This window comes from Microcoleus sp. MON1_C1, assembly GCF_036701945.1.
Classification (GTDB): domain Bacteria; phylum Cyanobacteriota; class Cyanobacteriia; order Cyanobacteriales; family Microcoleaceae; genus Microcoleus.
Map to the genome: position 1 here is coordinate 84,490 of NZ_JAUBRO010000018.1, position 24,814 is coordinate 109,303.

The following is a 24,814-nucleotide window of genomic DNA, read 5'->3' on the forward strand; positions in this document are numbered from 1 at the left end:
TTTACTTTAGGTAAGTTGACTAAAGATCGCACGCAGTGTTATCTTTAGTCAAGAACCTTTGGCTTAAGGGGGATAGCCTACTTATGTTGGGATTAGCCGTCTACCCAACAGCGTAGGAAGTAAACACCACTTATCTTTTAGGCCTTTAAGTAACTTAAAGTAAGTTGGGATAGGTTTTACGAAGCAGAGGACTATTAGTGTGCTGTATCTAGCGGAAGTACAAAAACAGAGAAGCGGCTTTGGTCTCGGTGGCGGTAAGGCTGAGCTGAAACTGCTAGCTTGTCAGCGGGGCGAACATAACTGGAGCGCCGTACCAGGCGATGACGCGATCCCAGTTGAGGAAGCTAATAAGTTTAACGACGGCACGCTGGTGCTGGTTGAGTTGAGCGCTAGCAAGCAAGTGCAGCGAATTCAGGAGGCGGCCCGCCAGTTGGTGAGCATTCTGCAAAATTTCTCGCGATTGCAGGACAAGTTTAAGGATAAGGAAGAGGAAATTGAACAGTGGAAGGCTTCTCTGACGTTTTCGAGTCAGGAACTCAATCGCCGGGAAATGGAAATGCAAGCCCGCGAAGAGCAGTTGGCTCAAATGGAAGAGGAGTTGGAGCGACTGGAGGCTCAGCGCTCAGAAATTGAAAATACTCGAGATGAAGCTAACCGACTGCGAGAAGAAGCCGATCGCAGTCGCGTGGAAATTGAGACGGCATGGGAACAGTTGCGGGGCGAGCAGCAACGGGTGGCCCAGCAGCAGTCTGAGGTTCCCCAGGGGGCAGTAGTTGATGAGCAGCAGACCCAGAGGATTCAGGAGTTGATGCAGAAGCTGGGAGGGGCAATTGCTTCGGCCCAAGGGGTGCGGGAACAACTGAATCAGTCTTTTGGTGCCGTGGGCGCTCAACAGGCAATTCTGGATCAGCACTGGCAGCAGTTGGAGCAAAAACAAAGCATAGCTCAACAGCAACAAGAAGAGGTCGATCGACAAAATCAGACCCTCCAAAACCGCTGGCAAGAGTGGTACCAATCTCAAGAAGCTTTGGCGCAAGCTCGGGCGGAGCTTAAAGGCCAGCAAAGTACCCTCAGCGCTAAGCAGAACCAGGCTCAGTCCGTGTCTTTGCAGGTGCGGGCTGTTGAGGAGCTTTACCAGCAAGTTTCCAGGCTCGCATCTGCTTCGGGTGCTGCGGGTACGCAGCAAAAAGTAGATGTGTCAGCTTTGGAGAAGATGCCTGTTGATGAGTTACAGGGGCTGGTGCAACACCTGCAAGAGGATTTGGAAAAGGTGTTCCGGTTTGTTAACGATCAAGAGGAGGAGTTGACTCTGCAGCGGGAGACAATCGAGGAGCTGCAAGGGAAAATTCAAGCTGCTAGCGAGTACGATCGCATGGCTTTGGAAAATGAAATGGCAGATGAACTCGAAAGTTATCAGATGTTAAACGAAACTCTGGTGGGACAGCGCCTCCGGTTGCAGGAACGGGAAGATGTTTTAAAGCAGCATCAGGCGGTTCTGTGGCGGCGACTGGGTACTGCTAATGCTCCAAAACAAGAGCGAGGAGATATTGATTTGGGGCCGATTGTCGCACAGCTAAATACTCAGCGGCAGCAGCAAAGCCAAGAATTGCAAAGACTGGAAAACGAAATTCAGCAGGTGCAGGAAGCCGTATCCCAAATTGAGGCAAATGTCAACCGCCAAAATGGGGAAAGTGAGGCGAAACGCTACGAACTCAAGCAGTTAGAGCAGAATTTGTTCAACCAGAAAGGTGCAGTGGCGCAACTCTGGGGCAGAGTGAATGTTTATCAAGAAATGTTGCAGCCGGTGCAGGACAATTTGACTGGGCTACGCCAAAAGCTCGAAGCGGTGGCGGGGGAACTCGATCGGGTGCAGCAGACTGGAGAGGAGCAAGATCGGGTAGTTTCAGATTTGCGGCAAGTCCTTTCGGGTTTGATAACAGGTTAAAATTTAAGATCTAAAATTATCGAAGGGTGTTCGACTCGACCGATCGCTCCTCCAGGAAATGGATCGGTTTGCGATCGGTTGGGCGCTACGATTAAGCTGGTTAGTTTTTCTACGCTTTCAAAACTCGGCCCCGAGGGCAATATTTGTTGCAATAGTTGCCGCATTGCGCGTCGCTGCAAGGCCAGGGGTGCTTCCCGCAAAATCGGGCGATTTAACTTGACGGGAAGTTGAAAATTCACCTGCGGGCTGTCTGCAATTGGAGACATTGCTCGCTGTAGCAAGTCGCTGGCTGCAAGTTCGAGATATTCTACGTCGGCGCGGAGGAGTTCGGCTGTTTGAGCTAGCGCTTGTTGGGCTTTTGGGTTGAAATGAGTTTCCAAATAAGGCAATAATTCCGATCGAATCCGGTTGCGACTATATTGCAAGTCTTGATTTGTGCAGTCTTCCCAAATGGGTAGTTTTTGCTCCTGACAAAATTGACCTGTTTGCAATCGAGTTATTTCGAGCAAGGGACGAACTAAATAGATTTTAGATTTTAGATTTTGGATTTTCGATTGGGAATTTTCATCCTGATTTTCCAATCTAAAATCGGCCGATATTTGGGAGTGGGGGTTTTCGCCGGAATTCTCCAATCTAAAATCTAAAATCGGCAATTGAAAATCGAGCAGGGGCCGCGTCCAGGTGAGGGCAGAAAGTCCGTCGGCGCCACTGCCGCGAATCAGGTTGTAGAGAAGTGTTTCGGCGCGATCGCTGGCTGTGTGGCCTGTAACAATGTAGGGGTAGTTGTGGGCGATCGCAATTTCGGTTAAAGCTTGATATCGCCACTTTCTGGCGGCTGCTTCTGTTTTGGGGATGTCCGAGGCTGTTTCCAAATAGTAGGATATTCCCCAGTTTTTAGCTAATTGTTCTACATGATTGGCCGACGCTTGCGAGTCAGAACGCCAACGATGATCGCAGTGAACAATCGCTAGATCCCACCCCCATTTTGGCTGCAAATCTAGCAGTAATTTAATTAAACACAGAGAATCTTGTCCGCCGGATACTGCTACTAGCAGGCGCTGAGTTGATGGCAATATTTGTCGGTAAAGCAGCGTCCTGTGAACTTGAGCGTGCAGGTGCGTCCAATTGGAAGATTCAGCCATGAGAGCAGTTTTTCATTAAGCAAAAATAAGGAAGTCAGACAACGAGCAGTGTACGGGATTTAACCGATGGATTTTTAGCAAAGAAGGGGAAGCATCCCCCTCTCCCCATCTCTCAGTCTTTGCCTTCCTAGCTCCACATTCCTATACTTTGGGGGTCGCGATCTGGATACCTAGAAATAGGAAAGTGATTACTTATTTCTGTTGAGTCACATTGATTTAATGACTCATCTATATCGGTTTGAGGTGAGCTATCTACGGCGTAGTTTTGCACGGTGTCCGATCTTTCGGCAGCGGCAGGAAGGGCTTTTTGTTCTTTGATTTCAGGTTCGAGCGGAATAAACTCCAGACGCATTCTAAGTTTTCCTTTAGTCCAGTCTTTACCAGCACTTAATAGCTCGCAATCGAGACCGTCTGAAAATAATTTTTCGTCTACCAATTTTGACTGCATAATGGCCATAAATTCGCTGACTTTGAATGTACATTGATACATCAAAGCGCTGGTAGGGGCAGACACAACATCGTTTTCTTGGGGAAATATTTTCGATTCGTCCATATTAATTGTCCTTATTTTAATGAAGGAAGAGGGAAGAAGGAAGAGGGAAAAAGGAAGAAGGAAGAGGGAAGAATGCCTTTCGACTTCGCGATCGGGTAAAAAAAGGGAAGAAGGAAGAGGGAGTTAATTATTAGAATCTCGCTGGTTGAGTAAGGTGGGAATTGCCCACCCTACAACCGGAGATGATATTAATCCCGATTCTTTGACTTATCCTGTTCTTCTGTAGCTGATTGGTGGATCAGGAATTAGAAAAACCAACCGTAGGAATGTAAACCTTTGCCTAACAGATTAACGCCTAGATAGCAAATCCAAACTACCACAAAACCTGTGGCTGCTAAAATTGCTGGGCGTCTTCCCTGCCAGCCACGAGTAATGCGGGCGTGCAAGTAGGCAGCAAATACCAACCAAGTAATTAGCGCCCAAGTTTCTTTCGGGTCCCAACTCCAGTACGATCCCCAAGCTTCGTTAGCCCAAACCGCACCGGCAATAATGCCAACTGTCAGTAAGGGGAATCCTAAACCGATGATGCGATAGCTAATGTTATCAAGAGTTTCTGCTAGATTCAATCGCTGGGGCGAGAGAAGTTCTGCGGTTTGAGTTGGGGCGGTTGATGGGGTTTGAACGGTTGCTAATTCGAGCACTGCGGTGGTCCCCAAACCGTTATTGTTGGAGTTGAAAGACGGTTCGCTGAAAACTAATGCGCTGTCGGCGCTGGTTTCTGCAATTTGGGGTTCGGAGTTTTGAGGGCGTTGGAGGCGGTAGTTGCTGTTGCGGTTGCTGTTGGTGCCGAAGGAACTACCGGTGAGTTCGATTTTTTGGCCGCGGGTGACGATTAAAAAGGCGATCGCCAGTAGCGCTCCTACCATTAAAGTTGAGTAACTCAGCATCATGACGCTAACGTGCATCATCAGCCAGTTTGATTTGAGGGCGGGTACTAGGGGCTCTGCCGATTGCATGGTTTCCGGCAGAGTCAGGGCTGCAAAGGCGGATATTGCCATTGCTACGGGGGAGGTGGCTACTCCTACTAAGCGGGAACGGCTCATGTTTTCCGCAACTAGGTGGATGGCGGTGATTCCCCACACGAGGAAAAATAGGGATTCGTAGAGATTGCTTAAGGGGAAGTAGCCGGCTTCTATCCATCGAGAACCTAGTAAAGCGGCGATGGATAGGTTGGCGACGGCCATTCCTGCGGTGCCTAGGGCCCCCAGGTAGGGAATGCCGGGGAAAGCTGCGCCAACCCAGTAAATGAGCATTGTGGAGAACAAAACTGCAAAGGAGATGTTGTCCAGCCAGTTCTGGAGTACGACCAGATCCATAAAAATTACTCCGGTAGTGTTTTTACTTATTTTTGCTAACTAGATCGATCGTACTGGGGTTGGGCAGTTTTGGGTTTGGGATTTTGAATTTTTGTGGCAATTATGAGTGGTTGGCGGTTGTTTATGTGCGAGTGGGCGATCGACTCACCAAGGATTGCCAATCATTCTAAAAGCAGACCAATAATAAGGATGAGAGAAATTCTGACTCCCCACCTTTGCCAATTCCGGAGGTAGCGGCAGATTGCCACCAGAAGTGTGCAGCATCCCCCCTTCAATTCGCACCTCTTGGCGCAACATCGCTAATTGCGCTTGCCGCAGCGCTTCTGCTTTAATCGGAGCAGTTTTTAACTGCGCGTAAAACTCCGACATCAATCCCAAACTGCCCTCGTCGCTGACATACCAGAGAGTCGCCATAGCCGATTTAACCCCTGCTTGCACGGCTAACCCGCCAAAGCCCAACTCGGCTTCTCGATCGCCCACAGCAGTCCTGCAAGCACTCAAAACTAACATTTCAACTTGCGGGCTGTGCCATCCCATTTGCCGCAACTGATCCAAACGCAGTTTAGTATCCCACAACTGAATAAAGGATTCGCTGGGAGCTCCCGATCGAAATTCGGCGTGAGTAGCCAAGTGAATCATCCCAAAAGGCTGCTGCTGGCGCTGCGATTTCAAATTGGCCAGGGTGAAAGCTTCATTCAAGAAAGACTTACCCGGCCACTGGTGCGGCGTGATTGTCGATACTTCTATTTCCACCGCAGGTAAAGGACTCATCTCTGGAAATTGCGACGCCCCCATTGCCAGAACTTGGGTATTTTTGAAATTGGCGGGGCTGCTATCTGTCAAACTCAGACTCGGCATCGAGCCAACACTGTAACGCTCTACCAGAAAGCCTTTGCCGTCGTGTAGGGCGCCCATCGGTATCGATCGCAACCCCCTATCAGAGATAAAAGATAAATTCTCAATGCCTTTGGCTTGCAGTTCTGCTTCGAGCGGCGCTACCATCCACTGATAGAGCTGCTGAGCCAAGGGCAAATAACTTTTAGTGTTGCGCTTTACCGGATTAGTCAGTTCATCGCGAAATTTCCGAACAGCTTCCATTACCTGGGCGCGAGAGGTTCCAGGGATGCGCTGGCGAACGGGCACACCTTCCGGGGTGATCACCATCATTTCCAATTCGTCAGAGGCTTGAATTTGCTGTTCTACGCGCAAGATGGACGAACTGCTGTAAGGCCGAGCGACTGTAGATCCCCGGGGTACAAAGCTGATATAAATGAGAGCTGGTTTGATGCCTGTGGCTTGTTGGACACTGCGAAGGGTATCTTGGGCATCTTCTAGGGTGGCGATCGCAGTTGTTGATGGCAAATTTAGGTAATCGACAAACTCACTGGTAAATCTCTCCTCGACGGGAAAAATAACGGCGCCGACGTTGGTGGGCAAATTGGAAGCCTCAATATCCCGGGACGCGGGAGGTGAAATGCGCTGTTGCAAGGAATTAGATATCTGGTTTTGCTGCTGCAAGCTGGGGGAAAATAAAGGATTTGTGCTGGGCGGCTGGTTGGCTGCGATCTCCGGTGTCGGTATCGGTGCGAGATTTATTGGCGCAGCAGCAGGCGCAACCGCTGGATTTTGAGAAATTGTCGGTGCGATCGGCAAATTTGATACCGGCGCTGGTGCTGGCGCTGGTGCTGGTGCTGGTGCTGGTGCTGGTGCGGGTGCGGGTGCTGGTGCTGGTGCTGGTGCTGGTGCTGGCGCTGGTGCTGGTGCTGGTGCTGGTGCGGGTGCGGGTGCTGGTGCTGGTGTCGGCGCTGGTGCTGGTGTCGGCGCTGGCGCTGGTGCTGGTGCTGGCGCTGGTGCTGGTGCTGGTGCGGGCGCTGGTGCTGGTGCTGGTGCCGGTGCTGGTGCAGGCGTTAGTGTTTGTAAAGGCGCGGGCGCTGGTGCTGGTGCCGACGCTGGTGCGGGTGCTGGTGCTGGTGCTGGCGCTGGTGCTGGCGCTGGTGCTGGTGCCGGCGCTGGTGCTGGTGCTGGTGCTGGTGCTGGTGCTGGTGCTGGCGCTGGTGCGGGTGCTGGCGCTGGTGCTGGTGCTGGTGCTGGTGCTGGTGTCGGCGCTGGTGTCGGCGCTGGTGCTGGTGCTGGTGTCGGCGCTGGTGCTGGCGCTGGTGCTGGCGCTGGCGCTGGTGCTGGTGCTGGCGCTGGTGCTGGTGCTGGCGCTGGTGCTGGTGCTGGCGCTGGTGCTGGTGCTGGTGCTGGTGCTGGTGCGGGTGCTGGTGCTGGTGCTGGTGCGGGTGCTGGTGCTGGTGCTGGTGCGGGTGCTGGCGCTGGTGCTGGTGCGGGTGCTGGTGCGGGCGCTGGTGCGGGCGCTGGTGTCGGTGCTGGTGTTGGTGCTGGTGTCGGTGCTGGTGTTGGTGCTGGTGTTGGTGCTGGTGTCGGTGCTGGCGATACTGAAGAAGCCGTAATGCTAATTTGCGTCGGCTGTACTATCTGAGGGTCGGGGCTGAAATAACTTCCCTGTGTAATCACATTTTCCTTCTTTGGACCGCCAGTGGCAATGCTGCCAGCAGTACCGTTGAGTCTGTTATAGTCTGGCCCGACGCCGAAAGAAGTGTTCGAGGCTTTGCCACCGTGGCGAAAGGTGATATCTCCACCATTAGCGCTACCAGTAGTGGATGCGGAAATGCTGCAAGCTTGCGACAAGCAGTGGTTATCGTTGGTGAAAGTGCCTGTAGCTCGGAAATTACCGCCGGCTGTAATGTCAATATCTCCTCCGCCTGTTCGGCCTTCGGTGTTGATATGGGTTACTTCGATGTCGTTGCGGGCGTTGAGGGTGACTTCGCCGCCTTTTTTTTCTTCGGAGTTGGCGTCTATGAACCCTGTTTGAATGCTGCTTGAGGGTGCTGCAATACGAACGTCTCCGGCGTTGCTGTTTTTGTCGATCGAGCTTGCGTTGATATTGCCTGTTTCTACTTTTCCTGTACGGCTGGTGACGGTGATGTTGCCGCCTGCGGTGGTGTCGGAGTGAGAGTCGATATCGACAGTGCTAATATCACCACTAGCTTCTAGGGCGATCGCACCGCCTTGGGAACTTGTCAGGTTTCCGCTGACTGCAATGCTGTTAGCGGCTTGAATTTCGATCGCCCGAGCGTTTGCATCTTTTAGCGCAACGTCCCCCGCAGCTACTACTCGGTTAGACGCTGTGAGTACCACTTGACCGCTGGCATTGACGCTGATGCCTGTAGCGTTTGTTTCACCGATGCCTGTGAGCAGTTCGGGCAAGGATGCGATCGGCAATGCCGAAGCTGTTACCGTTGTTCCAGTGCTGCTCGTCGCTGAGGGCGGCTCGATTTCCAAACTCAGCAAATTGTCTCCCTGGCTGACGCGCACTAATTTTGTCCCGGAGACTGATGCTACGGTAAGTTGACCGCCTGGGGCCGAAAGGCTGCCGGTGCTGACCACGGTGCCGCCGAGCAAGGTTAAGTTCTGCCCTGACTTGACTGCTAAGTCGGCCGTGCTGATAATTGCCCCTGCTCGATCGGCTCCAAAAGCAAAGGAACTGGGCGCGCCTGTCAGAGATGTGTAAGTGCTACTACCGTTGGCGTTAAACGAGTTTGAACCAAATCCAATACCCGTGGCGGTGGTTGCTGTGAAAGAGGCCGGCACGTTTAAACTAGCACTGTTGCCAAATATGATGCCGGATGGATTCATCAGAAACAAGTTAGAATTGCCGCCGGTTACTTGAATTAAGCCGTTAATAATCGAGGGGTTGCCGCCGCCTATGCCCGCTAAAATGTTGCGAATGTTGGGGTTTGATATAAAGTTGGCAATCTGATTTTCCGACAAGCCGAATTCTTTAAAGCTGTGGAAAAGATTTTGTTGATCGCTCGATAATTTTCCGCCTTGAATATCGAAGCGACTGGGCTGCCCAGCAGCCCCGTTTTGGGCTGCGGGAGTGACGGTAGTGCCTGTTGCGTCCGCCGCTGGAACAATTGTTTGACCTTCGGCTTTTGCTTGCAGGAAGTAAATATTTATTAAGACTATTTGCAGAGCAAGTGTCAGTTTGCTTATTCTTGCTTTTGAGAGAAATTTAGACTTTTTTTGAATATTTTTGGCGGTTTTCATGGGTTTTTAATGGGTAAAATAAATATAAATCACAGAAATTAGGTACAGAAACCGACTTTGTAGAAAAAAGTTGGTTGACGGCTGTGTCACTAAATATCTGCACCTGTGCTGTGTCGGGTCAATTTGCGTAGAAGATTAGAAATCTACCCCTCTTTTTTACAGGGGGTATTTGTGAGGTATTCTGGTAGTCTTATTGCTAAGTAAGGTTTGCGTCGTCAATGTTCACGTTCCCTTGTTAGGAAAGCGATACGCTTAGCTATAAACCTGTCCACTCGTTCCTTAATCGCCTTCGACAGTGCATAATGCTGACGTTTAGATCACCGTGTCATCGATGAACGTAGTCAGTTAAGACGCTTGACTGCACGTTCCGATGTTGTACAGGTGTTGACTAGGAATGCCAAGATCTGCATAGCTTGTTCGGAACGGTTGAAGACGCTATATTTAGGAAGCAACCGGGTTTCTGACTGCCAGTGCATTCAGGAGTCAATGGGTAGAATTTGCCTCTGCTTTTGCAATTTTTTCAGCGTAGCTTTTCCACAATCTAAATATAACTCGCAAGGCCTAGGAGCTGTATCTTCCGCATGACATATTATTAAAAAAAACAAAAACGACCTTCCTAGAGGCACTTCCACCCCTAGAAACCGGGTTTTTTAACTATTATTGAGAGTATGAAGGAAGTATCGGGCTTCAAAAACTAGGTTTCTGCGTCCAAGACTGACCCGGAAACATCCCAAAATATTTTATACAAAACAAAAAATACTATACACTTGCCAAAAATTAAAATTATGAAAAGAAGAAATGAGAAGGAGTCAGAAGACAGAATTCAGAATTCAGAATACCCCATGCCTGAAGTGAGGGTTAACGGTCACGGAAATATTTTTTTGTGAGCCACGATTAAATTCGGGGCTTTTAAACCTCGATTCTCCATCGTTTCGCACAGAATCCCTTCTGGATTCTGGCTCCTGAATTCTGAATTATTCTTCAGTAACTTAAATTGTTAGGGTGTTCAGGAACCCGGTTTGTTTAAATAAAAAACCGGGTTTTTGGTTTTTTTGGTCTGAGCTTTTGTGAAGTAAAGCTACTTAAATCCGGCTCTATTTCCCTCTTATAGTCAAGTCCACTATTGCCGATTTCGAGCGGCTGCTTTTCGATTTTAATCGATCGCCCTGTTGGTATTTAAGGGGGTGTGCAGGCGGATTTGTGGAAGGATTTTAGAGTTAATTGGGTGAAGTTTGGACAGTGGGCGAGGGACTGGGTGAAGCAGGGCGCGGTGAAGCAGGACTCGGTGAAGCAAGACTGCGTGAAGGATTTGCAGAAGGAGTGGATTGGGTGGATTTTTTGAGACCGACAAAAGCGTCGTAACGGGTGGTACGATCGCCAATGACGGCCGCTGTAACGCCGATCGACCGCGTGGCATCTATCCACATTTTTTGGTTGGGAGGAAACTCCGGCAAAGCTAGGTTTTTCGGGTTAAACGCACTCTCGATGTCGATGAAGAAATTGCCGTTGTGGGGTTTAAGTTGCGATCGTACAGTTTTCTGGAACAGTTCGCTGCTTAAAAGCGGACTTTTCGGTGCCGGAACGATCGCATCAACTATGGGAGCTCCTACTGTCATAAACGCTACATCGTTCATCCAACCGCGAGTTACCGTAATCCCTCCAAACGGCGATGTCCATTTAATCGCAGGTTTGCCGCCGACTTGAATTTCCTCCACTCTAAACCCTTTCATTTTCATCGTTTCATCAAGCTGTTTCAGGGATTTGTTGGCAGCGCCCCGGTTGTTTGTTTCCACCATAAATACAAATCCGGCCGCAAATTTGTCTCTGGGATTCTGGGCGGGCGCTGGTATTAATGATAGAGAAAATTCTCCCGCCATCCAGTTCATCAAGTCTTTATCTAAATCCAGGCCGGTAGTGGATTTTAAACCTGTGCGTAAAACTTGGGGATTAATCGGGGAAATTGGGTTTGCCTCGGCTCCCAATACGTAGTCTTGCCACAAACGCTGCAAGTTGCCACCGGATACCATCATTATTGTATTGTTTGGCAGGCGGTTAACCATTTTTAGAGCATTGTTTTCTACTGCTATCCTTCTGGTAGAATCTGGTTTTAGCCAAGAGACTGATTTGAATCCAATTCCTTCTGGCTCCAGCGTCGCTGTGGTGGCAAATCCCTGATTTTGTTGCAGTTTTTCGAGGTTTTCTGGCGAAATTTCACGGGCTGAGTTGGCGGCGGCATAGGCGGCGGCAACGGGCATATTGACGTAGATTTGACCGAAGGCGCCCGGACTTTTTATTTTGTCTATGGCGCCTGAATAGCCAGGGGTTTTTGCTAGGGAAGGTTCGCCTTTGTAGGTGTCGATTATTCTGTCTGTAGCGCTAGGATCTGTGGTGACTGCTAGATAGCTGGTGCCGAGTACCGCGACGGAGAAATTGCGATCGGGTACGCCTTGAGTTTCTGTGACTTGTACGCCTTTATAATTACGCTCAACTATTTTTCCTTGGGTGAGAGGCCTGGGTTTTGCTAATAATTCTTTGGCTTTGAGCGGGTTGGCAATTGGCAGGATAATTGCCACTGACTGTTGAATTGGCGGAGATGGGGGCGTATTGGGTGGGGGCGGGGGGGCTGGTATAGCTATTTTGTTGCGGAGAAAAGCCACCATTGCTGTGTTACCCACCCAGGGTTGAATGTCTTGCTGGTAGGCGTAGCCGTTGGTTGTGAGAATGCGATCGCGCATTTCGCTTAAAAACCTCTCAAACGAAGCTTTTGACTCGGGCGTGCCAAACTCTCGCAGTCTATTCCACTGCGATTGATCGGTGCTGATGGATAGGGCCATCATCGTATCTTGCGGGACAACGGTTGCCCCCGCCGGCAAATCTTTGGCGGGCCCACGGGAGATGACGAGGTAGTAGGTGACAAAGCCTAAACCGATCAGAAGTGTGGCGGCTCCGATCGTAAACAGCAGGGAAGATTTATCTTTCTTAAACATTATTCGTAAGGTTCGGGTGCTCGCAACATCATAAATTATATTGGGGATTGGGCATGGGGCATTGGGCATGGGGCATGGGGCATTGGTAATTTGCTGTTTTTTATTTGTTATTAGAAAAACTACTAACCAGTAACCACTAACCACTATAGTCCTAGACCCAGAAACCGCTTTTTTACTAAATACTGGCTTTGAGCGTTGAATCCTGGTAAAAAACCTGGTTTCTGTGGAATTTACGCATAAGCCCTACACTAACTACTCCCGATGCCCAATTCCCGATGCGCGATGCCCCATGCCCCATGCCCAATTCCCAATTCCCTAATGTTAGTTTCTGGCCTTAAAGTCTTTAAAGATAGTTTGAAACGAGTACATCAGCCGGTGCACATCGTTTGTGGCTCTAGGAAAAATGTTTAGTTCCCATTTTTTGCGAGCGGTAGTTAGCAGTTTTGCTACGGGTTGGGAGTAACTGTTAGAAATGAAATAGCTGCCGCCTTCGTAGCGAATATCTGACGCTAAGCCGATAAAAGCACCAGCCATTTCTAGTTTAAGTTCTGAGGTGCTGTGTTCCGATTTTACTGCTAAAATTACCTGCGAGTGCCGGGGTTCGCGGTTGAGCAAGCGACAGATAGTCGCTTCTTTTTGGTACAAAATTAAAACGTTGCAGTTGTGGAGAACTCCGGCTCTACCTTGGACTTTTACTCCTAGGTGAACTTCCAGGGCGGGTTTGTCGGGAAATTCCACAACAGCATGAGTGTATGGATGTGCAGTTCCGTGAATTTTTCCCGCCGTTTTTCTAAATGTTAAATATTTCGGTGTTTCGTCGTCTAAAACATTGTTGTAATAAATAGTACCGCCTTCATTAGCAACTGCTTTTAGCAGAATTGTGAATAGGTAAGTGTCAAAAATTCTGGCTTGTTCTGCTGCTGTGTTAAAATCGGGATCGATCGAGCTTTTTAATTTGCTTTTAATTTCGGAATTTATGGCGTAGTTGCTGGGCCCGGAGGGCAGTTTTTCGAGCAAGTGCTTGAGGGCGATCGCCTGTTTGTGGCGGGGGGCTGTGACGCTGGAGGTAAACTCAATTGTTTTGGCAGTTTCGGCACCTGAATTGGCAAAGGTAATTTTTGTGCCGAGGGGAGAGGTTTCTGATTCTACTTTCAAGAAATAAGCAATTTCGTCTTCCATTTCGGAAGTGTTGACCGTCGCTTGTTCGACAGCATTAATTAACAGCAAAAGTTGTTCTTTTGCGGTATAATCTTCTATCTTGAGCAGGGGGGTTTTTCTTTTGAGCGATCGCTCTTCAATTACTTTGCCTATCTCTACAGTATCTGCTACTTGTTGAACTACCCAACCTAAATTAAACTCATTCAGAATTGCCGCCAGTTCTTGATAGAGTTTGGCGTACTCGATCTCATCCATAATTGCTTCTGCGCTGCACACTATTCTGATTATACAAGCAGATTTGATTTTTTGGTCAATGGCTGGTGAGCAACTACGCAGATTGACTGTAATGGCGGATTGGCGGAGTGTTCGAGTGTCCGAGCGGGGAAAATTTTTCTCTTCCCCGAACATCCATCCGTTACATCCGTTAAATCCCGTACACTGCTGGTTGCCGAACTTCCTGCTTCTGGAGAGAGACAATTGGGAGTAAGCTATTCTACGACATTTGTAGCGATCGAACTATGGCAACTATCAACGACAACTACCTCAAACTCAAAGCCGGCTACCTGTTTCCCGAAATTGGGCGCAGGGTGAAAGCCTTTGCGGAGGCGAATCCCGAAGCGCCCATCATCCGGCTGGGGATTGGCGACGTGACTGAACCACTACCGGAAGCTTGCCGCCAAGCGATGGTGAAGGCGGTGGAAGATATGGGCTCGCGGGATACCTTTAAAGGATACGGCCCGGAACAAGGTTATGAGTGGCTGCGGGAAAAAATTGCCGAGCACGATTTTAAGTCGCGGGGATGCGATGTTGATGCTTCGGAAATCTTTATTTCTGATGGTTCTAAGTGCGATTGTGGCAATATTCTCGATATCTTTGGCAACAATAACACGATCGCAGTTACCGATCCAGTTTATCCGGTGTATGTAGACACTAACGTGATGGCTGGACACACGGGAGATGCGAACGAAAATGGCGAATACGGCGGCTTAGTTTACCTGCCAATTACAGCGGAAAACAATTTTACTGCGGAAATTCCCACCGACAAAAAAGTCGATTTAATTTACTTGTGTTTCCCGAATAACCCGACGGGGGCAACTGCAACCAAGGAGCACTTGCAAGCTTGGGTAAATTATGCTAAAGCTAACGGTTCGATTATTTTCTTCGATGCGGCTTACGAAGCGTATATTACCGATCCGAGTTTACCGCATTCTATCTACGAAATTGAAGGGGCGCGTGATTGTGCGATCGAATTTCGTTCTTTTTCCAAAAATGCTGGTTTTACGGGTACTCGCTGTGCGCTAACAGTTGTACCGAAGACTTTGACTGGAAAAGCAGCAGATGGTTCCGATGTCGAAATTTGGAAGCTGTGGAACCGCCGCCAATCTACTAAGTTTAACGGAGTTTCTTACATCGTGCAGCGCGGTGCTGAGGCGGTTTATTCAGAGGCTGGCAAGGCACAAATTCAGGCATTAGTCAATTTTTACATGGAAAATGCTGCGATTATTCGTGAGAAATTGACGGCGGCCGGAATCGAGGTTTTTGGTGGCGAAAATGCACCTTATGTGTGGGTGAAAACGCCTCACGGTTTGTCGAGTTGGGATTTCTTTCAGAAGTTGCTGGAAACTTGCAATGTGGTGGGAACTCCTGGTTCTGGTTTTGGTGCGGCGGGTGAGGGTTATTTCCGCATTTCGGCGTTTAATAGTCGGGAGAATGTGGAAGAAGCGATGAGACGGATTGTGGAGAAGTTTAAGGTTTAATCTTATCTCCTGCTTAAACCGAAAAGCCGCCAGCCCGCCAGGGAATGAATTCCCTGGCTAATAGCGAAAGTCCTCTGAAGAGGACTAATGAGTTCTTCAGTCCTCTTCAGAGGACTTTAGCTTTGAGACAGGGGTTTCAACCCCTGGCGGACTGCCGGATTCAGCGAAAAAGCATTAATTTAATATGTTGTGGAACAGGCCGGAAAGCCTGTTCTTGAAAATAGTAAAAAATGTGAGTTATAATTTAAAATAATTGTGGCTCAGCGTTTCAATAAAAAATGCCAGCTAACACTAGGAGTTTATTATGCACTTGCTACGAGTTCAAGTTCCTGATTTTCGCGGTTTAAAGGACATTGACATCACTTTTGAAAAAGATTTTTTTCCTAATATTTTTCCGCTTGGAAGTCAAAATGGCGGCGGTAAAAGTACGCTATTGCAGTTGATTTTTGTATTGTTACACTGTTCAGTTGATGATGATAAAAAACGGTTTTTAGCAAATCTGCTTCAGGGATTTAAAATTTATGATGGGGAAGACAAACGAGTCTTAGCCGTAATTGACATTTGGGATGGAGAAAAAGTTGTCAAACTTCAATTCATTTCTTATAACGATTATTATGTAAAAACAATATTAGACTTAGATAGTAAAAATGAAACTATAGATGAAGAATATTTGTGTTTTTCGACATTAAAAAAATTCAAAAATGTCACGGCTTACCTATTCAAACAAATTTCATTAAATCCGCAAAGAAATGAAGAACAGATAGTAAAATCTCGAAAAGAACATAAAAACCTTGAGGTAATTAGTGAGGAAATTATTAAATATTTAGAATCAGAAGATATGACATATATATGTAACTATTCAAGTGACAAAAATTCTAATGATAAGCGAGATGAAGCTTTATTATGTCATTTCAATAATATAGATAGCAAAGAAACAGAAGGTTTTTTTAATGAGTTGTCACATAAAATATTTTTGGCCGCCCCGTCCACGCAAATATTTCTCTTTTTTTCGCAAGTTTCTAGAAAACTCTTATTTGGAACCTCAAGTGAAGAAGATAGGAATTACTATGGGATACTGGAATCTGCAAAATCTAAATTAAAATGCTTATTTACCTATGATTTCCTTGCTGTAGAGCTACTTATTGAATTATTTAGAACGGCTCGCGATCTCGACTTCAGAGAAGCGATTAAAACAGGTACCTATGGAAACAACTATCAAACTCTAATTAAGGAATTAAATCTGCTGTTGGGAAATAAAAGAATAAATTTAAATGAAGATTTTTCAGGTGTCAACTTTAAATTATATAATAATAGTGAAACTATAGAACTATATCCAGAAGATTTAAGCCACGGCGAACTCAAAAGACTCAGCATTTATATATGGCTCAAGTCTCGTAACATAGAAGATGCTATTATTTTGATGGATGAAGTGGAAATTGCTTTTCATCCAGATTGGCAATATCAAATTATATCAGACCTTACAGAGTGGGCTCCCAGCAATCAATATATTCTCGCAACTCACTCCTACGCATTGTGTGAAGCTCTGACACCAGCTCATGTTAAAGAAATTGAGCCAAAACTTATCAAACAAGAATCTAATATTACAAATGAGTCTTAGTCCACAACAGCTAAAAAAACATTGTGAGGCAATTCTTCAATCTCGCAGAATTAAAAACAAAATTGTGGTATTGTGCGAAGGTGATATTCGGAAAACGCAGGGTAGAGAGTCACCTCAAGCTTATAAAGCAATGGAGCAAATGCCTGATGCTAACTTTTATAAGGCTTGCGTTCCGACATGGTGGAGACAGAAGTTACCGGAATTTTTCAACTGCGGCGATCGCAAAGATGTATTAGACACCTACTCTACTCTTTCAATATTACACGAAAAGGATACCACTAATTCATATTTAGATCCCGAGCGACTTTTTGCAATGATAGATTTAGACTTGCAACTGCAAACGATCGACAATTATATTTTTACAGATACAGAAGCAATTTTTCGCAATCTTTACGAAAAATCCCAGGTGAAAGAGCAAAACGCAGCACAGCACCGGATCTGGATTACAGGTTTGATTCATAAAGAAGCATATTTTCTGACACCTGAACTTCAACCAATATTTGACAATTGTTGTAACGAGCCGATTTATCAGGGGAATCCTGCGGTACTCGCAAATATTTATCTGGATATGGCTGATGCAATTTGTAGGGACTTGGATTTACAGAACAACCTACAGAGAGCGTTCGATCGCATTAGTTACTGTTCGGGATTAGATTGTACTGAAGTTCAAGCATTTCAGGCTTCGTGGAAAGAGCGGTTTCAAAATGCTGTAGATGAAACGCATAGGAATCAGTCGATCGCAGTTTTGCTGACAATTAAAAAAGCTAAGGATTATTGGCATCAAATTAAGCCATCCGGTCACTTTAGCCGGGAAGATTGGATATTTAGAGAGCAACTCTCGTTAGAAATTGGGAGATTTTATTCAGCGCAAAGTAGCGATGTTAAGTCTCATATTCCTTTTTTTTTCAAGACATTGTATGAGTTCGTTTAAATAAAACGCCTCAATTATAATCTTCCATTTTCTATCCATCAGCATCGCTAGGAAAACCAAATTGGTCTGGTAATTCAGCAGAGGTAATTTGCAGAATCTCTAGCAACTTCTTGTATTGAACAGGCGTTAGCTTCGGTACCGATCGCCCCGATTCCCAGTTCCTTACCGTCGCTTCCGTAACTCCAAGTGCTTCAGCTAGCTGCTTTTGAGTCAAAAACCGCTGAACTCTCAGTCGCATTAGGGGCGATCGCTCGGCTCTTTCTGAGATTTCCATAGGCTATTTGTTACTTTATGTTAAAATTTTTACGCTTTTATTAAATAGGTTGACGCCTACCGTTATTTGATTTACGCTCGTAGCAATAGAGATTACACAGCACCAGCTAAGCCACTTGTGCTGTAGGGGAATTGCTGTCTTTTCTTCAATTTGTTATTGTACGCGGTTTTACCGTTACAAAGCATCAAACCTATCCAAAATTATTAGTCAAAGCCATGTTGCAAGATTCATCATCAAACCAAACATCGCCCAATGTTTTAACCAACCAAACCTTTGATGGCGATCGCGAAGCAGTCCGTCACGTCATCATCGGTTCGCCGCTGGGGGTACGCCGAACTATCCACCAACTGCACGCATTGCGCTACGAGGAAGCTGTTCGTTGGACTCATCCGATCGCCATTCCCGACAATCGCATCATTATTACACCCGAACAGGGAGAAATCATGAGTCTGTTAGTCAAATTAATCCGGCTGCAATGAAGTCATAAATGTGCGATCGATCTTTCTAGAATTGAGTCAAAAGTGCTATTCACCAAACAGTAGACAAAAGTGGACAACGACTTCAAACACTGGAGAGATAGCCAGCCTAAGTTACAAACTACGTTTTCAAGGTGATGACACCTACAGGTGCTTTCCAGCTTGTAGCCCTGTCGTCAATCGTTAAACATCCCTATTTGGTTAAGGAAGTGCGATTGATATCACAAGCCCTGAAAACATTGGCGAGGAAAACATTACCCCGAAAGGGAGGACATCCATGTCTAATTTTGTATTTGTTGTGGATACCAATGGACAACCGCTTAACCCAGTACCGCCAGGACAAGCAAGGCGATTGCTAAAACATAGGCTTGCCGCTATTTATCGGCGTTACCCATTTACGATCGTACTCAAATACACAGTATCCGTTCCAAAAATACAGCCCTATCAATTAAAAATCGATCCAGGCTCTAAGGTTAGTGGATTAGCCATTGTCCGAGATGACAAGGTAATCTGGGGTGCCGAATTAACCCACAGGGGACAACAAATTAAGAATGATTTAGAGTCGCGTCGTGCAATTCGTCGCCACCGTAGAAACCGGAAAACTAGGTATCGGCGAGCGCGGTTTTTAAACCGCAGCCGAAAACCGGGATGGTTGCCACCCAGTCTAGAATCAAGAGTAGAAAATATTCTGACTTGGGTGAACCGTATACGCCGATATGTTCCAATTACAGAAATATGTCAGGAGTTGGTTAAGTTTGATACCCAGGCAATGGAAAACCCTGAAATATCGGGTATTGAGTACCAACAAGGAGAACTGGCAGGCTACGAGATTAGAGAATATTTATTAGAAAAATGGGGGAGAAAATGTGCTTATTGCAACGCTCAAAATGTTCCCTTGGAAATTGAACATATTCATCCCTATTCCAAAGGGGGAAGTTCAAGAGTTTCTAATTTGACAATTGCTTGCCGTCACTGCAACGAAGCCAAGGGAAATCAGGAGCTTAAAGATTTCTTAGCACAGAAACCAGAGTTGTTAAATCGGATAACAAAACAAGCCAAAAAACCCTTGAAAGATGCAGCAGCAGTAAATAGTACGCGCTGGCAACTATTCAACAGACTAAAAGAAACATCATTACCAGTTGAAACAGGAACAGGTGGTAGAACCAAATACAATCGTACTCGATTGAAATTACCAAAAACTCATTGGTTAGATGCAGCTTGTGTAGGAGTAGTGTCCCACTTAAAAATATTGACTTCACAGCCTTTGTCAATCGCAGCTAAAGGATGGGGAAGTCGTCAGATGTGCCAGCCTAATAAATATGGCTTTCCGATTAAACACAAGACGCGATGCAAGGAGTTTTTTGGTTGTAAAACTGGCGACATAGTACAAGCAACTCTGCCCACAGGAAAGTTTGCAGGTACTCATGTCGGTAGGCTAATTGTACGAGCAAGTGGAGTTTTTGAGATGATTTCGGCAACAGGAAAGGTGAGCCCAGTGCGTCACAAATACTGTAAAGCAATTCACCGTAATGATGGCTATATGTATGCCTTGTCAACTTTTGTCCAGTAAATCGGCAATTAAAGGCGTAGCGATCGGCTAAACTCGTAGGATACGTTACGCACTTCGCGCTTCGCATCCTAAAAGTTACACAATAGCTGCCAAATTGTCAACCCCTAAAGGTCGATAAATTGTATCTCTTTGCTGATAACTCCGCCCCAAAGAACTAATCGCATTTTGCAAATCTTCGACAGATTGACAACTGCCGCCAAGCGCACCGGCCATTGTAGTAATGTGCTCTTCCATCAATGTACCGCCGATGTCGTTGCAGCCCCATTTCAGCGCTTCTGTAGCTCCATCTAAACCTAATTTTACCCAACTCGGTTGGTGATTGGAAATCAAATTTCCCAAGAAGATTCTGGATACTGCGGTGAGTAACAATGTATCTGCTAAAACTGGTTGATCGCGGCCGACTCGACTCCGCAAAGGTGCCGGTGCTTCTTGCCCGACAAAGGGTAGTAAAATAAATTCTGTAATGCGTGCTGGATAGTCTTGGTCGATCGCAGTTTGTTGGAGCGATCGCACTTTTTCTAAATGCAAAACCTGCTGTTGGGCCGTCTCAATATGCCCGCAAAGCATCGTACTCGTTGTCGGCAAACCCAGACGGTGAGCAGTTCCCACAATTTCCAGCCAAGTTGCCGAATTTAGTTTTTCCGGGCAAATCACCCGTCGCACCGAATCGTCGAGAACTTCCGCAGCGGTTCCCGGCATCGAACCGACTCCGGCATCCCGCAAAGCCGAAATTACATAGCTGAAACTAAGATTATCTTCTCTGGCAATAAATTCTATTTCTTGGGGCGAAAAAGCGTGCAAGTGCAACTGAGGAAACTTATCCTTAATAGTTTTCACCAAGTGCAGATAATAAGGTAAAAATGCGCCGTTCAGCTTAGCTTGAAGATTTAAGCCGCCCTGCATACAAATTTCCGTTGCACCCCGCTGCACTGCATCAGTTGCCTTTTCCTGAATTTGATCTGCATCTAACCAAAAAGCGCCCTCATCTCCCTCGTCGCGGCGGAATGCACAAAAACTGCAATGCTGCTCGCAAATGTTAGTAAAATTAATATTCCGATTGATAACGTAGGTGACAGTATCGCCTGATTGTCGGCGGCGGAGCAAATCAGCGGTTGTTTGAATAGAAGCTCGCGCGTCTGGATCTCTTTGCTGCAAAAGTACCAAGGCTTCTGCAGCAGAGATGTTATAACCTTGTAAAGCTCGATCGAGAATTGCATCCACAGTTTTCTTTTTAACTCAATTACAGAATTACTGACTAGAATTAAGGCGTTTTTATATTTTAACTAATCAATTATGGAGGAACGATATTTTACAATCTCAATTCCTACCAAACCACCCTCAGGATTCTGGAAACTAAAATTATGGGCAGCTACCAACCAAATCAGGTTTTGCCAGTGCCGTCGGGGCCTTTGCAGATTCCTGCTCTACAGACTTTCGGTTCAACTTTTGTACACACAGGCACATCGCTAATTTATTTTTCCCTGGTAATTCCCACCTACAACGAGTGCAGGAATATCCAGAGTATTGTGGAAAAATTGAGCCAATTGCTCGATGGTATCCTTCCCGGCAACTACGAATTAATTGTAGTCGATGACGACAGCCCCGATCGCACCTGGGAAGTCGCCCTGTCCCTGACACCGGAATATCCGCAATTGCGGGTGATGCGCCGGGAAGAGGAGCGGGGACTTTCCACAGCGGTAATTCGCGGGTGGCAGGCAGCTCAGGGTGAGGTTTTGGGCGTCATCGATGCCGACTTGCAGCATCCCCCGGAGACGCTATTGCAGCTTTTAGCAGAAATTCAGCGGGGAGCAGATTTAGCTGCTGCGAGTCGTCACGTTGGCGAGGGTGGTGTGAGCGACTGGAGCGTTGTCAGGCGATTTTTATCGCGGGGCGCTCAAACTCTGGGGTTGGTGATCCTGCCGGGAGTCGTGGGCCGAGTTTCCGATCCGATGAGCGGCTATTTTATGGTGCGTCGCACTTGCATTGCGGGCAAAACCATGAATCCTGCTGGTTACAAAATATTGATTGAAGTGCTCGGCAGGGGGGATATCCGCTGGATTGGAGAAGTTGGTTACGTGTTTCAGGAGCGGCAAGAAGGTGATAGCAAAGTTACTTGGAAACAGTATATTGAGTATTTGCAACATTTGCTGAGGTTGCGGTTTGCCCGGTGGCCGATGGGTAAGTTTCTGCGCTTTGGCATCGTGGGCTTCAGCGGGGTATTTGTGGATATGGGAGTTTTTTACCTGCTGCGGACTTTCCTCGGTTTGGGGCTGACTCGCAGTAATATTATTTCTGGTGAAGTGGCAATTATTAGTAACTTTTTGTGGAATGATTTGTGGACTTTTGGAAATATTTCTAAGCACCAGCCAGGAAACCGCCAACGCTTGAAACGGCTCTTGAAATTTAATACGATATGCTTGATGGGTTTGATTTTAAATTCGCTGCTGGTTAGTTTGCTGTTTGATGTTTTTAAGGTAAACCAGTATTTGGCTAAGTTAATTGCGATCGCAACTGTGACTCTGTGGAATTTTTGGATCAATATGAAACTGAGTTGGCGGGTGACCGACGTTCAAAAATAGTTTTTAGTTTGGCTATTCGTTAGCGGTTATTGGAACTCACAACTAACAACTCCCAACTGACAACTGACAACAGTAAACTCCCAATAGTTTTTAGATGACTGAATTAATGATGAATAACAAACAACTGTTGTTGCTATTTCTGTGGACGGCGATCGCCTTTATTTTGCGCTTTGCCAATTTGGACTGGAAACCGCTGTGGACGGATGAGTTTTCCACTCTAGTGTTTAGTTTGGGCAACAGTTTTCGAGGTGTGCCCCTCGATCGCGCGATCGACCTTTCTACATTATTACAACCGCTGCAATTCCGTGTCGGTGCTGGCATTGCAGATGTCCTAAACCATTTGCTGCTAGAAAGCAATCATCCACCAGTGTATTTTATGCTCGCCCACTGGTGGATGCGACTGTTTGGGCCGACCGAGGATAGTTTAGTTTGGATTGGGCGAGCTCTTCCTGCATTGTTGGGCGTGATTTCAGTTCCAGCTATCTACTTTTTGGGCAAATTTGCTTTTAGTTCTCGTTTAGTCGGTCAATGTGCGGCCGCGATGATGGCCGTTTCTCCCTACGGCATTTATCTCGCTCAAGAAGCTCGCCATTACACTTTAGGAATCTTATTAGTTATTGCCTCTCTTTTTTGCCTAGTATTAGCTGCAAAAAAGCTGCAACAGCGCGCTCCCCTGCCTATTTGGGCTGTGCTGCTTTGGGTAGTTGTTAATTGTTTGGGAATTGCGGTTCACTACTTTTTTGCACTGACTTTGTGTGCCGAAGCAATAGCATTAATTGCTGTTATCTGGCATCAGTTTCAGGGAAAATTGCCAATTGACAACAGCCAGCAGCCTAATATTTGGCAATTTCAAATCCTCTGGCGGTTTTTCGCAGTAGCGATGGGCACTTTGGCTGGCGGTTTAGTTTGGTTGCCGGTATTTTTGTCAAATAAATACGGCAGCGAACTAACTAATTGGATTGTCAGCGGCGATCGCACATTTTTAAATTGGATCGCGCCGATTTTTCAAGCTTTAGCTGGATGGATCACTGTGATGTCTCTGCTGCCGGTGGAATCGCCCAATTTGGCAGTAGTAGTTGCATCGGCGATCGCAATGACAATATTTTTTATATTGGTGCTTCCCATCCTGTTTAGCGCTCTTAAAATTTCCTTAAAAACGCCCGATAGTCGTTTAGGTACTGTTATTTTCGGCGGATTTGTGATAGGCTCAATTTTCCTATTTTTCAGCTTTGCATATATTCTAGGGATTGACCTAACTCGCGGCGCTCGATACAATTTCGTCTACTTTCCGGGGGTGATATTGCTTTTAGGAGCAATCTTGGCGGTTATTTTTAACACACCTACAGCAAAAAGTCAATGGTTTAATTTACGGGCGATCGAAGTTCCGGGCAAAAAAGCAGTGGTGCTAATTTTAGCAATGGGTTTTTTTAGCGGTGTCACAGTAAATTCCAATCTCGGCTATCGCAAATATTACAAACCAGACCTTTTAATTCCGATTATCCGCCAACTATCGAAAGTTCCCGTGTTAATTGCCACTACTCAAAAGACTCATGTAGAAATAGGAGAGTTGATGGGGATAGGGTGGGAATGGGAAAGAAGTTCGGCAACGGATTTTGTAGCGGATGTAACGGATGTTAGGAAGAAAGAAGAAGTTAAAGCCTTTGATTCTCCGCTGTTTCTTTTGGCTAATCAAAGAAGGGATGGGCCGGAAATAGCGGCAGGGACACTTGACAAAACACTCAGTCAATTAGAACGTCCGCTGGATTTGTGGTTGGTTAATTTTCGCGTACCTGTCAATCTAGAAGCACAAAAGTGTCAGGTTGAATCGCGCGAGTTGCCTGCGGTGGATGGGTATGAATATCAAGTTTATCATTGTTCTAACTCATAGGTAAGTCTTAGGCGATGGAGCGGTAGATCGCACTTTCGATTAAAATAAGTGCGTTAGCGCAGCTTTCCGCAGGAATCGCACTTATTTCCTCAGTCGCAACAGTATAAAGTGCGATCGCTCTTGCGTTTAGCAAAAATGCTAAAATTATATCAATCAAAAATTTAAACATAAAAAACATGACTTTCAAGGCAGTTTTTAGTCTTGTTAAGCAGTTGTATATATCCGAAAAGTTACGGTTGATTAAGTGGATGGTTCCTGAGAGAGAACGAGAATTAGTTGTTGCGCGCCCTAGTCGCCGCAAATCATTGTGGGGTTTATGTGCTGGCTTGGGAATTGCACCATCGGCTGCTGAAATAGATGAAGTTCGCGGGTAAAAATGGGCGAATTTTCCCAGGCCGGATTTCTAATGTTGCGTGCCGTAGCTGATAATCATGCAGTTATATGGAGTGTCAATACAATTTGGTAAAGCGGATATTTTTATAGAGTAGGCTGAATCTAACTGAAGCA

18 protein-coding genes are annotated in these 24,814 nt (G+C 46.5%); 9 read left to right on the forward strand and 9 right to left on the reverse strand.

Translation table 11 applies throughout. The features are described from left to right. Positions 1–199: 199 nt before the first annotated feature. Positions 200–1,945, forward strand: a complete 1,746-nt coding sequence (gene hmpF, locus QUA62_RS12595) for a pilus motility taxis protein HmpF (protein WP_333404367.1) — start codon at positions 200–202, stop codon at positions 1,943–1,945. On the opposite strand, the gene tilS is transcribed toward hmpF, so the two are convergent. The 6 genes from tilS to QUA62_RS12625 all read right to left on the reverse strand — a co-directional run bounded on the left by tilS (position 1,942) and on the right by QUA62_RS12625 (position 13,469). After that, a complete protein-coding gene (gene tilS, locus QUA62_RS12600; RefSeq protein ID WP_333404369.1) occupies positions 1,942–3,087 on the reverse strand; it encodes a tRNA lysidine(34) synthetase TilS in 1,146 nt (381 codons plus the stop codon). The two genes, hmpF and tilS, sit on opposite strands and share 4 nt — an antisense overlap. Before the next feature lie 127 nt (positions 3,088–3,214). Next, positions 3,215–3,640, reverse strand: a complete 426-nt coding sequence (locus QUA62_RS12605) for a KGK domain-containing protein (RefSeq protein WP_333404371.1) — start codon at positions 3,638–3,640, stop codon at positions 3,215–3,217. Positions 3,641–3,885: 245 nt separating this feature from the next. Then, entirely contained in the window at positions 3,886–4,956 is a 1,071-nt protein-coding gene (gene ccsB, locus QUA62_RS12610; RefSeq protein WP_333404373.1) for a c-type cytochrome biogenesis protein CcsB, read from the reverse strand. A gap of 144 nt (positions 4,957–5,100) precedes the next feature. Then, positions 5,101–9,069: a CHAT domain-containing protein gene (locus QUA62_RS12615; protein WP_333404375.1), complete on the reverse strand. Its 3,969-nt coding sequence runs from the start codon at positions 9,067–9,069 to the stop codon at positions 5,101–5,103. Between the two features lie 1,217 nt (positions 9,070–10,286). After that, positions 10,287–12,056 (reverse strand): DUF3352 domain-containing protein, encoded by a 1,770-nt coding sequence (locus QUA62_RS12620; protein WP_333404377.1) that lies wholly within the window; start codon positions 12,054–12,056, stop codon positions 10,287–10,289. A gap of 321 nt (positions 12,057–12,377) precedes the next feature. Further along, a complete protein-coding gene (locus QUA62_RS12625; protein WP_333404379.1) occupies positions 12,378–13,469 on the reverse strand; it encodes a hypothetical protein in 1,092 nt (363 codons plus the stop codon). Between the two features lie 263 nt (positions 13,470–13,732). Here QUA62_RS12625 and QUA62_RS12630 point away from each other — a divergent pair, with 263 nt between their 5' ends. The 3 genes from QUA62_RS12630 (at position 13,733) to QUA62_RS12640 (ending at position 17,520) form a co-directional block, all read left to right on the forward strand. Beyond that, on the forward strand, positions 13,733–14,971 hold the full coding sequence (locus QUA62_RS12630; RefSeq protein ID WP_333404381.1) for an LL-diaminopimelate aminotransferase: 1,239 nt from the start codon (positions 13,733–13,735) through the stop codon (positions 14,969–14,971). Between the two features lie 304 nt (positions 14,972–15,275). Continuing rightward, the gene (locus tag QUA62_RS12635; RefSeq protein WP_333404383.1) at positions 15,276–16,589 is read left to right on the forward strand and encodes an AAA family ATPase; all 1,314 of its coding nucleotides are present in this window, start codon (positions 15,276–15,278) and stop codon (positions 16,587–16,589) included. Beyond that, positions 16,579–17,520: a hypothetical protein gene (locus tag QUA62_RS12640; protein ID WP_333404385.1), complete on the forward strand. Its 942-nt coding sequence runs from the start codon at positions 16,579–16,581 to the stop codon at positions 17,518–17,520. Before QUA62_RS12635 ends, QUA62_RS12640 begins: the two co-directional genes overlap by 11 nt. Positions 17,521–17,551: 31 nt before the next feature. Here the strand turns inward: QUA62_RS12640 and QUA62_RS12645 are convergent, their stop codons facing one another. Next, complete coding sequence (locus QUA62_RS12645) at positions 17,552–17,794, reverse strand: helix-turn-helix transcriptional regulator (protein WP_333231486.1); 243 nt, start codon at positions 17,792–17,794, stop codon at positions 17,552–17,554. A gap of 131 nt (positions 17,795–17,925) precedes the next feature. Between QUA62_RS12645 and QUA62_RS12650 the strand changes: the two genes are divergently transcribed. Beyond that, positions 17,926–18,273, forward strand: coding sequence for a hypothetical protein (locus tag QUA62_RS12650; protein ID WP_333404387.1), 348 nt, complete (start codon positions 17,926–17,928; stop codon positions 18,271–18,273). A 274-nt stretch (positions 18,274–18,547) separates the two neighbouring features. Continuing rightward, positions 18,548–19,840, forward strand: coding sequence for an RNA-guided endonuclease IscB (gene iscB, locus QUA62_RS12655; RefSeq protein ID WP_333404389.1), 1,293 nt, complete (start codon positions 18,548–18,550; stop codon positions 19,838–19,840). Between the two features lie 75 nt (positions 19,841–19,915). On the opposite strand, the gene cofH is transcribed toward iscB, so the two are convergent. After that, positions 19,916–21,061 (reverse strand): 7,8-didemethyl-8-hydroxy-5-deazariboflavin synthase subunit CofH, encoded by a 1,146-nt coding sequence (gene cofH / locus QUA62_RS12660; RefSeq protein WP_333404390.1) that lies wholly within the window; start codon positions 21,059–21,061, stop codon positions 19,916–19,918. A 140-nt stretch (positions 21,062–21,201) separates the two neighbouring features. On the opposite strand from cofH, the gene QUA62_RS12665 reads away from it, so the two are divergent. Further along, positions 21,202–22,419, forward strand: a complete 1,218-nt coding sequence (locus QUA62_RS12665; RefSeq protein ID WP_333404392.1) for a glycosyltransferase family 2 protein — start codon at positions 21,202–21,204, stop codon at positions 22,417–22,419. Positions 22,420–22,513: 94 nt separating this feature from the next. Beyond that, on the forward strand, positions 22,514–24,307 hold the full coding sequence (locus tag QUA62_RS12670) for a glycosyltransferase family 39 protein (protein ID WP_333404394.1): 1,794 nt from the start codon (positions 22,514–22,516) through the stop codon (positions 24,305–24,307). 7 nt (positions 24,308–24,314) lie between these two features. Here the strand turns inward: QUA62_RS12670 and QUA62_RS12675 are convergent, their stop codons facing one another. Next, positions 24,315–24,476, reverse strand: coding sequence for a hypothetical protein (locus QUA62_RS12675; protein WP_333404396.1), 162 nt, complete (start codon positions 24,474–24,476; stop codon positions 24,315–24,317). Between the two features lie 7 nt (positions 24,477–24,483). On the opposite strand from QUA62_RS12675, the gene QUA62_RS12680 reads away from it, so the two are divergent. Then, a complete protein-coding gene (locus tag QUA62_RS12680) occupies positions 24,484–24,681 on the forward strand; it encodes a hypothetical protein (protein ID WP_333404398.1) in 198 nt (65 codons plus the stop codon). Positions 24,682–24,814 lie beyond the last annotated feature (133 nt).

Bases quoted from the DNA above. Each gene is read 5' to 3' on its own strand.
- tilS (WP_333404369.1), bottom strand. From the start codon at position 3,087: ATGGCTGAATCTTCCAATTGGACGCACCTGCACGCTCAAGTTCACAGG.
- QUA62_RS12605 (WP_333404371.1), bottom strand. From the start codon at position 3,640: ATGGACGAATCGAAAATATTTCCCCAAGAAAACGATGTTGTGTCTGCC.
- ccsB (WP_333404373.1), bottom strand. From the start codon at position 4,956: ATGGATCTGGTCGTACTCCAGAACTGGCTGGACAACATCTCCTTTGCA.
- QUA62_RS12615 (WP_333404375.1), bottom strand. From the start codon at position 9,069: ATGAAAACCGCCAAAAATATTCAAAAAAAGTCTAAATTTCTCTCAAAA.
- QUA62_RS12620 (WP_333404377.1), bottom strand. From the start codon at position 12,056: ATGTTTAAGAAAGATAAATCTTCCCTGCTGTTTACGATCGGAGCCGCC.
- QUA62_RS12625 (WP_333404379.1), bottom strand. From the start codon at position 13,469: ATGGATGAGATCGAGTACGCCAAACTCTATCAAGAACTGGCGGCAATT.
- QUA62_RS12630 (WP_333404381.1), top strand. From the start codon at position 13,733: ATGGCAACTATCAACGACAACTACCTCAAACTCAAAGCCGGCTACCTG.
- QUA62_RS12635 (WP_333404383.1), top strand. From the start codon at position 15,276: ATGCACTTGCTACGAGTTCAAGTTCCTGATTTTCGCGGTTTAAAGGAC.
- QUA62_RS12640 (WP_333404385.1), top strand. From the start codon at position 16,579: ATGAGTCTTAGTCCACAACAGCTAAAAAAACATTGTGAGGCAATTCTT.
- QUA62_RS12645 (WP_333231486.1), bottom strand. From the start codon at position 17,794: ATGGAAATCTCAGAAAGAGCCGAGCGATCGCCCCTAATGCGACTGAGA.
- iscB (WP_333404389.1), top strand. From the start codon at position 18,548: ATGTCTAATTTTGTATTTGTTGTGGATACCAATGGACAACCGCTTAAC.
- QUA62_RS12665 (WP_333404392.1), top strand. From the start codon at position 21,202: ATGGGCAGCTACCAACCAAATCAGGTTTTGCCAGTGCCGTCGGGGCCT.
- QUA62_RS12670 (WP_333404394.1), top strand. From the start codon at position 22,514: ATGACTGAATTAATGATGAATAACAAACAACTGTTGTTGCTATTTCTG.
- QUA62_RS12675 (WP_333404396.1), bottom strand. From the start codon at position 24,476: ATGTTTAAATTTTTGATTGATATAATTTTAGCATTTTTGCTAAACGCA.
- QUA62_RS12680 (WP_333404398.1), top strand. From the start codon at position 24,484: ATGACTTTCAAGGCAGTTTTTAGTCTTGTTAAGCAGTTGTATATATCC.